Origin of the sequence: Brevundimonas sp. (assembly GCF_018608325.1) — a bacterium.
GTDB lineage: Bacteria > Pseudomonadota > Alphaproteobacteria > Caulobacterales > Caulobacteraceae > Brevundimonas.
Map to the genome: position 1 here is coordinate 1 of NZ_JABAZW010000102.1, position 9,146 is coordinate 9,146.

10 protein-coding genes and 1 pseudogene are annotated in these 9,146 nt (G+C 63.6%); all 11 read left to right on the forward strand.

Features of this window, described 5'->3' with window-relative positions:
* Nucleotides 1–137 precede the first annotated feature (137 nt).
* Nucleotides 138–404 (forward strand): hypothetical protein, encoded by a 267-nt coding sequence (locus QZ281_RS10075; protein ID WP_292227898.1) that lies wholly within the window; start codon nucleotides 138–140, stop codon nucleotides 402–404.
* Nucleotides 401–784: a M15 family metallopeptidase gene (locus QZ281_RS10080; protein ID WP_292227899.1), complete on the forward strand. Its 384-nt coding sequence runs from the start codon at nucleotides 401–403 to the stop codon at nucleotides 782–784. Before QZ281_RS10075 ends, QZ281_RS10080 begins: the two co-directional genes overlap by 4 nt.
* Nucleotides 781–1,239: a hypothetical protein gene (locus tag QZ281_RS10085; RefSeq protein WP_292227902.1), complete on the forward strand. Its 459-nt coding sequence runs from the start codon at nucleotides 781–783 to the stop codon at nucleotides 1,237–1,239. Before QZ281_RS10080 ends, QZ281_RS10085 begins: the two co-directional genes overlap by 4 nt.
* On the forward strand, nucleotides 1,178–1,384 hold the full coding sequence (locus tag QZ281_RS10090; protein WP_292227905.1) for a hypothetical protein: 207 nt from the start codon (nucleotides 1,178–1,180) through the stop codon (nucleotides 1,382–1,384). The genes QZ281_RS10085 and QZ281_RS10090 overlap by 62 nt, the downstream gene beginning before the upstream one ends.
* A gap of 236 nt (nucleotides 1,385–1,620) precedes the next feature.
* A complete protein-coding gene (locus tag QZ281_RS10095; protein WP_292227907.1) occupies nucleotides 1,621–2,559 on the forward strand; it encodes a flagellin in 939 nt (312 codons plus the stop codon).
* A gap of 234 nt (nucleotides 2,560–2,793) precedes the next feature.
* On the forward strand, nucleotides 2,794–3,681 hold the full coding sequence (locus QZ281_RS10100) for a flagellin (RefSeq protein WP_292227909.1): 888 nt from the start codon (nucleotides 2,794–2,796) through the stop codon (nucleotides 3,679–3,681).
* Nucleotides 3,682–3,785: 104 nt separating this feature from the next.
* Nucleotides 3,786–4,625, forward strand: coding sequence for a flagellin (locus QZ281_RS10105; protein WP_292227911.1), 840 nt, complete (start codon nucleotides 3,786–3,788; stop codon nucleotides 4,623–4,625).
* 159 nt (nucleotides 4,626–4,784) lie between these two features.
* On the forward strand, nucleotides 4,785–4,991 hold the full coding sequence (locus QZ281_RS10110; protein ID WP_292227914.1) for a hypothetical protein: 207 nt from the start codon (nucleotides 4,785–4,787) through the stop codon (nucleotides 4,989–4,991).
* A 153-nt stretch (nucleotides 4,992–5,144) separates the two neighbouring features.
* A complete protein-coding gene (locus tag QZ281_RS10115) occupies nucleotides 5,145–5,978 on the forward strand; it encodes a flagellin (RefSeq protein ID WP_292227916.1) in 834 nt (277 codons plus the stop codon).
* 61 nt (nucleotides 5,979–6,039) lie between these two features.
* A complete protein-coding gene (locus tag QZ281_RS10120) occupies nucleotides 6,040–8,697 on the forward strand; it encodes a transcriptional regulator (protein ID WP_292227919.1) in 2,658 nt (885 codons plus the stop codon).
* 81 nt (nucleotides 8,698–8,778) lie between these two features.
* Nucleotides 8,779–9,146 (forward strand): annotated as a pseudogene (locus QZ281_RS10125) (hypothetical protein); the annotation flags it as partial.

Genomic DNA, 9,146 nt, shown 5'->3' on the forward strand with positions numbered 1-9,146 from the left:
ATGCTGATGCGCCCGATCGAAGTCCTGGAGGAGGAGGCCTGGGAGGTTCCCGACAGCCTGTCTGATGACGACTGGCGCGCCCAGAGCGGCTGGGACGGTCGTCATCCCGTGGATGGCATGAATGAGGAGGATGAGGGATGAGAAAATCACATGAGGCGCCGCCCCTGGCGGAGGGGCGGTGGCTGTATCGGCGGCTGTACGCCTTTCTGGTCAGTGCAGGGCTGTGGGCCCTGCTGATGCGGGCCGTGGGGCGAACACAGCCTGAGAACCTGCCCCAGGTGGCGGATGGCCTGATGGGGCTGCTGGCCCTGATCCTGGTTCTGTATCTGGTTGCGCCCACGGCTCAGCAACTGGTCGCCCTGATCGCCAACGCCCGGCTGCGGCTGGGGGGAGGGCGGCCATGAGTTTTCGGCTCTCGACCCGGTCACGCGCACGCTTGCAGGGCGTGCATCCGGCGCTGGTCGTGGTGGTGGAGGCGGCGCTGACGCGTTCCCCCATCGACTTCATGGTGACGGAGGGATTGCGGACGCCCGAACGTCAGGCGGCGCTGGTCAAGGCGGGCGCCAGCCGCACCCAGAAGTCGCGCCACCTGACCGGCCATGCCGTCGATGTGGCGGCCCTGATTGATGGACAGGTGCGTTGGGACTGGCCGCTGTATGGCCGGATCGCCGAGGCGTTCAAGTCGGCGGCGGCTGATCTGAAGACCCCCATCGTCTGGGGCGGCGACTGGACCAGCCTGCGCGACGGTCCGCATTTCGAACTGGATCGGAGGGTGTTCCCATGAGGATGTTCCGATTGCTGACGCCGCTGGGGTGGATGGCCGTGGCGGCAGGCGTGCTGGGTGTCGGACTGCTTTTGCTGGGCGGGCTGGGGTTTCGCTGGGATCCGTTCAATCAGACGCAGCGACGACTGGAGACAGCGCAGGCGCAGGCTGAGGTCGGGCGTCTGGAGGCGGAGGCGCGCAGGCTGGAATCCGCTGCGGCTGTCCAACAGGCCCGCCGCCTCGACCAGTTTCATCAACAACAGACGGCGACGGGACGGGCGACCGCAGCCGTCGTCGAACAGGCCAGGAGCGCCGACGATGCCGAAATCCCTCTGGACGCCCATCGCGCTGAGCGTCTGCGCGGCCATGACCGCGAACTGTGCCGCCTCGCCCCCGATCTCGATGGTTGCGCCAGTGCGATTGGTCCTGCCGGAAGTCGCGAGGCGGCCTTGCGCCCTGGCGGCCCTGCCGTCTGAGCCTACGCTGGGCGATCTGGAGGCCGCCTATGTCGAGCGCGGCGCCCAGATTGTCGCCTGTGACGGCGCGCGTCGTCTGGCCATCGAGACGCTGGAGGCCGAGCGGAATGCAAACGGCAAGTCAGCGTCGGTGACGGGCCGCTGATCTGGCAGATCAAGCTTAGCGGCAAAAACGACTCGGCACTTTCTGCCCATGCCGGGCGGGAAGTGCCGGGTTGAGCGGCTGGGTATTCAAAAATATCCAGTAAAATCAGTGCCGATGCGACATGCAGGTGCCGTGCCGGACTGGCCTCGTCCTTGCTCTAGAGAGTGCGGAGCAAAATGCTCTCGACCGCCAAAACGGCGTCGAACCAACACAGAAGTGAAAAAAGGACAGCCAAAATGGCTAACAGCATCAACGTGAACGCTGGCGCTCTCATCGCCTTGCAGAACCTGAACGCCACCAACAAGGCGCTCGAGGTCACACAAACGCGCGTCAATACTGGCCTGAAGGTTTCCTCGGCCAAGGACAACGGCGCCATCTTCGCCATCGCCACTGCTCAGCGCGCCGAAATGGGTGCTCAGGATGCGGTGCGCCAGTCAATGCAACGCGGCCAATCCATCCTCGACGTCGGTCTGGCGGCGGGTGACACGGTGACGACTGCGCTGAACGAACTGAAGGGGATCGCGGTCGCCCTGGCTGACGCCCCCAAGACGTATGCCGCCGATGGAGTCACCGTCACGGGGCTGGGCGACAGCGGCAAGAAACTGGTGGCGGACTTTGAAGCCATCGTGAAGGAAATCCACTCGGCGCTGGGCAACGCCAACTTCGATGGCGGCAACGTCTTCAAGAAGCAGACGACCGACCTGAAAGTCACAACCAATACGGCTGCGGCTAACAACACCTTCACCCTGAAGCTGGCTGCTGACGCTGCCGGGGCTGACGGCCTGGCCTTCGGCACGGCCGCAGGAACCGCTGGCGCGGCGGGAACCTTCAATCAGGCCACCGGCGCATGGGCCGCCAAGGCGAACGCCACGACCGGCGCTACTCCCTCGGCGCTGACTGACTATTCGGTGGCCAATGTCGAGGCTGCCATCACGTCCTTCTCGTCCACTCTGGCGGATCTGGGCACCAAGTCGAAGTCGCTGGATCGTCAACTGACCTTCGTCAACAAGCTGCAGGACTCGATGGAGACCGGCATTGGCAACCTGGTTGACGCCGACCTGGCCAAGGAAAGCGCTCGCCTGACCGCTCTGCAAACCAAGCAGCAACTGGGCGTGCAGGCTCTGTCGATCGCCAACTCGTCCAGCCAGATCCTGCTGAGCCTGTTCCGCAGCTGACGGCTGGGTCGGTTTTGCCGACTTCTTCTTGAAAATCTATCGCGTGCGGCACGGGTCGGCAGATTCTGCCGGCCCGTAAAGGAGGTTTATCGACGATTAACCACGCAGAACAACGATTTGGACACGCTTAAGGTCCAGGCTATCGGCTCGGAATATTCTTCCGACCCGACCGAGCAAAATGCTCCCTTCGGCAAAACGCCGTTGGCCCTCACGAAGTGAAAAAGGACAGCCAAAATGGCTAATAGCATCAATACGAACGGTGGGGCTCTCGTCGCCCTGCAAACCTTGAACGCCACGAACAAGGCGCTGGAAACCACGCAGAACCGGGTCAACACCGGTCTGAAGGTGTCCTCGGCCAAGGACAATGGCGCGATCTTCGCCATCGCCACGTCCCAGCGTGCAGAAATGGGCGCCCAGGACGCGGTGCGTCAGTCGCTGCAACGCGGTCAATCCATCGTCGACGTCGCTCTGGCAGCTGGCGACACGGTGACCAGCGCATTGAAAGAACTGAAGGGTCTTGCTGTAGCGATTCAAGACGACGCCGGTGACGGCGCTACGGGCTTCAGCGAGAACGGTAAGAAGCTGGTCGCAGACTTTGAGGCCGTTGTGAAAGAAATTCACTCGGCTCTCAACGGTGCGAAGTTCGACGGCGTCAACCTATTTGACGCTATCGCGGCTGGCACTGCCGGTGTTTCTGTGACGACCAACACGTCTGGCGGTAAGTTCTTTCTGAAGGGCGATGCTACTGGATCCGCTGCTGTGGCTGCGACAAGTGCAGGCTTAGTGTTCGGTGGCGCCTCAGCTGCCGGTGTTTGGACGACTGCCGCGGCCGACAGCGCCAAGAAGACCGCCTACACGGCAGCCAATGTCGACACGGCCATCAACAGCTTTGCTTCGACGCTTGCTGATCTGGGCACCAAGTCGAAGTCGCTGGATCGTCAGGCAACCTTCGTCGGCAAGCTGCAGGACTCGCTGGAAACCGGCATTGGCAACCTGGTTGACGCCGACCTGGCCAAGGAAAGCGCTCGCCTGACTGCTCTGCAAACCAAGCAACAGCTGGGTGTGCAGGCGCTGTCGATCGCCAACTCGTCCAGCTCCATCCTGCTGAGCCTGTTCCGCTAACACCGGGGACGGGGCGAGAGCCCCGTCCGATCACCTCTCCCTGAGCAAAATGCTCCCATCGGCAAAACGCCGTTGGCCCTCACGAAGTGAAAAGGACAGCCAAAATGGCTAACAGCATCAATACGAACGGCGGGGCTCTCGTCGCCCTGCAAACCTTGAACGCCACGAACAAGGCGCTGGAAACCACGCAGAACCGGGTCAACACCGGCCTGAAGGTCTCCTCGGCCAAGGACAATGGCGCGATCTTCGCCATCGCTACGTCTCAGCGTGCAGAAATGGGCGCCCAGGACTCGGTGCGTCAGTCGCTGCAACGCGGTCAATCCATCGTCGACGTCGCTCTGGCGGCTGGCGACACGGTGACCAGCGCGTTGAACGAACTGAAAGGCCTTGCCGTCGCCATTCAGGATGCGGCGACAGGCAGCGACACGGCCAACAAGCTGAACGCTGACTTCACCGCTATCGTCAAGGAAATCGGTTCGGCTCTCGGCGGCGCCAAGTTCGACGGCGTCAATCTGTTCGACGCCAATACGGCGGCGATCCAGGTGACCACGAACACCTCTGGCGGCAAGTTCGATCTGAAAGCGGTCACCGCGACCGCTACCGATCCCACGAAAGGCGCAGCTGTTACGGGCCCGCCCGCACTAGCTGCGTACGACTTTGCCAATACGGCCGACCGGACTGCAGCCAATGTCGACAGGGCCATCAGCAGCTTTGCTTCGACCCTTGCCGATCTCGGCACCAAGTCGAAGTCGCTGGATCGTCAGATGACCTTCGTCAACAAGCTGCAGGACTCGCTGGAAACCGGCATCGGCAATCTGGTCGACGCCGATCTGGCCAAGGAAAGCGCTCGTCTGACTGCTCTGCAAACCAAGCAACAGCTGGGTGTGCAGGCGCTGTCGATCGCCAACTCTTCGAGCTCGATCCTGCTCGGCCTGTTCCGCTAAGACGAAAGGCTGGGGCGGTCCGCGTGGCCGTCCCAGTCGCTCGTTTTGGCCTTGTAGAGGAGCGTGGATCCGTCCGCGCCGGGAGCCATGACAGACAATGCTGCAAGTGTAACGAGCGTACCGCCACGTCTAACGCCGCCTGTGCCCGCTGAACCGGCCATGCGGCCCACTGAGGCGCGGAACGACAACCATGACGCCGGTCGGTATCGCCTGACCATAGAGGCTCTGGGCGGCAATCATTTCGTCTACAAGGTCCTGGACCGCGTGACGGGCGAGGTGGTGCGTCAACTTCCGCGTGAAGAGGTTGAAAAGCTGATCAGCGATCCGGTCTATCGAGGCGGAAAGCTGGTCGACACCAAGGCCTAGGAGGGCCTGAAACCGGGCCTGCGGGGAGGCCTGTCTGTTCTTCAAAAACGCCGCCGGCTTGCCGGGGGCGCGATCATGGTTTCCGGACCATTAACCATATGGTCACGACTCATGGTTAATGCTGAAGCTAACAGAAGTCCGGGGCTCGAAGCCATGACCACCAGCGTCCACACCAATACCTCGGCGTTGATCGCCCTGCAGAACCTGAACCGCACCAACGACCAGTTGGCGGCGACGCAGAGCCGGGTGAATACGGGCCTGAAAGTTCAGGGCGCCAAGGACAATGCCGCCGTATGGGCTGTGGCCCAGGGCCAACGGGCCGACAAGGGTTCGCTGGAAGCCGTCACCACCAGCCTGAAGCGCGCGACCTCGATCGCTGACGTGTCGCTGGCGGCGGGGCAGCAGATTTCCGACCTGCTGATCGAGCTGAAGCAGAAAGCCACGGCTGCCGCAGACGAAAGCGCCACCCTGGCGATGCGCACCTCCTACAACGATGAGTTCCAGGCGCTGCTGAAGTCGATCAAGTCGTTTGCGGATAACGCCGTGTTCGACGGCGTGAACATTCTGAACGGTGTGGACAACGCTCCGATCAACTTCCTGGCCAGCGCAGATGGCGCTGAAACCATCGCCATGAAGCGTCAGGACATGAGCCTGACCGGTCTGGGACTGGGCGGAACGCCGGGCCCTGATCTGCTTGACAAGGCCAAGGCCGATACGGCCCTGACGGCGATCAATGCGGCGATCGCCACCAGTTCGGCCAGCCTGGCTGAGTTGGGCGCGCAGGCCAAGCAGATCGAACGCCACACCACCTATGTCAGCAAGCTGTCCGACGCGCTGGAAATCGGCATCGGCAATCTGGTGGACGCGGACCTGCCCAAGGAAAGCGCCCGCTTGCAGGCCCTGCAGGTCCAGCAGCAGCTGGGCGTTCAGGCGCTGTCGATCGCCAACCAGGCGCCGCAGATCATCCTGTCACTGTTCAAGGGGTAAGGTTCCCGCTTAAGGGTTCGTTATCAGGCGGTGCGGCACTGTAGAAAAGCGGAGCCGTGCGATGATCAACAACAGCTATCTGCTAGGCCTGTACGGCGCGACGAATCCCTATTCGTCCGGCGGGCCCGCTCTGCCCAAGCCCAAAACACAGCACGCGCACCTGTGCGAGCAGGCCTCCTCCATGCGCGCCGCCCTGGCCGGGCGTCGTCTGATCAACGAATCCGCCGTCAACGTCGATATGGCCGGGGCGTCGGCGGACTACCGCAAACTGTTCGCCCTGTATCAGGGTCTGAACAGCCTCAGCGCCCTGGCTGACCGCGCCAACACCAAGGGGCTGACGGGTCTGGAAGCCGATCAGCTTTCCCGACGCTTCTCCGAAGGACTGACCGAGTTGTCGACCTATATGTCGACGGCGGCGTTTTCAGACGTGCGTCTGGTCCAAGGTGTTTCGCAGACGACAGTGAAGACCGGGGCCGCGATTGAAAAAGACCCCACCACCTATGTGACCCCGCCCATCCACGACGGGGCGTTGAGCGATCCGGTCAAGGCGTTCGAGGGCGATGTGCGGTTCTCGGTGACGGTGAAGAACGGGTCCGTGTCTCGCGCCATCGCCATCGACCTGTCCCAGATGGGCGACACGCCCAGGACGATGGAAAACGTCGTCGACTACATCAATACTCAGCTCAGTGACGCCGGGGTTCAGACCCGCATGGCGCGCGAGCTGATCCCGGCCCAGCCGAAAGTCATCAAGGCGGGCGACAAGAGCATCACCCTGCCGGCGGGGCCTGACCAGTGGGCGCTGAAGGTGCGGGGCGGCACGGGCGAGACGGTCAGCTTCCAGGCCGTGGACACGTCGGACGCCGTCTATGTGACTCAAGGCGTCGGCACGAATAAATCCGCCCAGTTGTTGAAGTTCCAGGCCGACGGCGGCGACGCCCCGGAGGCCCAGCCTGGCGTGAATGGGTCTTTCTGGGTCGAAGGGCGCATCGGGCAGACCAATCTTCCCGCAGGCGTGGACGCCATCCGCGCCAGCGCTGTCGGTCCTGACGGATCGCTGTGGGTTGTGGCGGACCTGACGTCGGGCGGAACCAACCAGCCGATCAAGGGCGCGCGCGACGTGGCCCTGATGAAGTTCGATTCGGCAGGCAATCTGCTGCAGACCAGTCTTCTGGGGGCGGCCTCATCGGCCAATGGCTATTCCATCGCCGTGGCGGACGACGGGCGTGTGGCGGTGGCCGGCTCGGTCATCGGCGCGCTGGAGCCGGGCAAGAGCGGCGACTCTCCCAAGACTGCCGACAGCTTCGTCACCGTGTTCGACAGCACCGGCAAGGAGATGTGGACCCAGCGTCGCGGGGCCAAGGCCGCCGACGAAGCCACCCAGGTCAGCTTCGGCCCGGACGGCGTGGTCTATGTCGCAGGTCGGTCCCAGTCGGCCATGCCGGGTGCGGCGGCGATCGGGGGATGGGATTCCTATCTTCAGACCTTCAAGGAGCAGAAGACCTCGGTTATCGGGCCGGTCACCGGCGTCAGCCTGTCGACGCTGCAGTTCGGTACGGCGGGCGATGATTCCGTCCAGGCCATGACCACGTCCGGCTCGAACATCTACACCGCCGGGGTTGAGAGCGGACGCATCGTCGTGCGTCAGTTCACCCTCGACGCCGCAGGTGTGCCGACCCTGGCCAATACGCGCGATCTGGGGCGAGCCAATGGTCAGATTTCGGGCATCGCCGTCGAGAACGGCAAGGTCGTGCTGGCGGGGCAGACGGATAATCCGGCGCTGGACATCGGCACGGTCACCAACGCCCACGCAGGCGGAACGGATGTGTTTGTCGCCACGCTTTCGCTGGATCTTCAGGCCTCTGGCGATGACCGGCTGACCTATTTCGGCAGCGACGGAAACGACACTGCTGCCGACGTCGTGGTCAAGGACGGCAAGATCTGGATCACCGGCACGCACCGCGACGCGGGCGCCGGCAAGACTGATCCGACAAAGGGTTATCTGGCGCGGCTGGACCTGGAGACGGGCGCGGTTGAGTACAATCAGACCTGGCGTGGCGATAATGATCAGGCGGCGCCGACCACCATCAGCATCGTCTCTGGCGGCGCCAGCGTGCTGGACCGGCTGGGCCTGCCGCAGGGCGAGGTCATGCAGTCCGAATCAAAGCTGCTGACCGTGGCGACCTCGGCGCGGGCAGGGGACCAGTTCACCATTACGCCTGCGGGCGGCGGGCGTGCGGTGACGGTGACCATCGATGACAAGGACACGCTGGATTCCCTAGCCAAGAAGATCACCAACGCCTCGAACCGCCAATTGAAGGTGACGGTCATCACCGATTCCAAGGTGAACCCGCCGGTGCAGCGGCTGCAGATCGTTGCGGCGGACAATAAGGATGGAGCCGTGATCTCGGCGGGGGCGGCGGGCAAGGACGCCCTGGCGGCGCTTGGTCTGACGCCGGGCTTTGTCGGCAAGACGGGTGATAAGTCGGCCAAGACCTATGGTCTGAACCTGTCCAACACGCTGAACCTGAATGATCCGGCCAGCATCAAGGCGGCTATCGACAGTCTGGCGTCGGCCATGACCATCGTGCGTTCGGCCTACCGGTCGCTGGGGCCGCAGACGTCCACGAACAACACCATGACGGGCAAAGGCTCGTCGACCGCCTACCAGCAGGCGCAGCAGGCCAGTTATCAGGCGGCGCTGAACCGTCTGTTGGCCTAGAAGGGATCGGCGCCGCCGGTTGGCGGTTGACGCCCGGCGCCCCCTCGGGGTTATTGAACGCCCCAAACGCGAAAGCCCCCTATGGCCCTTCCGAAAGACAACCGCGTCATCATCGCCATCGGTGCGGCGGTGGTGATTCTCGCCGCCGTTGTGCTGGCTCTGATCTTTACGGGCGGAGGCGACAAGACGCCCGAGGCGCCGCCTGCATCGCGCGGCGGCCTGACCGTCGATCTGGCCGAGGCGCCGTCGCTGGAGCCGACGCGTGAGCTGCGTTGCTTCGTCAATGGTCAGTTCGTGGGTTTGGCGACCCTGGCGGCCTGCGCCCAGAAAAACGGTCTGGCCACGGATGCGCTGGACGTGGGTCTGGACGCGACGGGCGCCCTGGCCGCCGCCCCGACCGCATCTTTCGCACCGCCGCCCGAGGCGCCGCCGGTTCTGACGGTTGATCC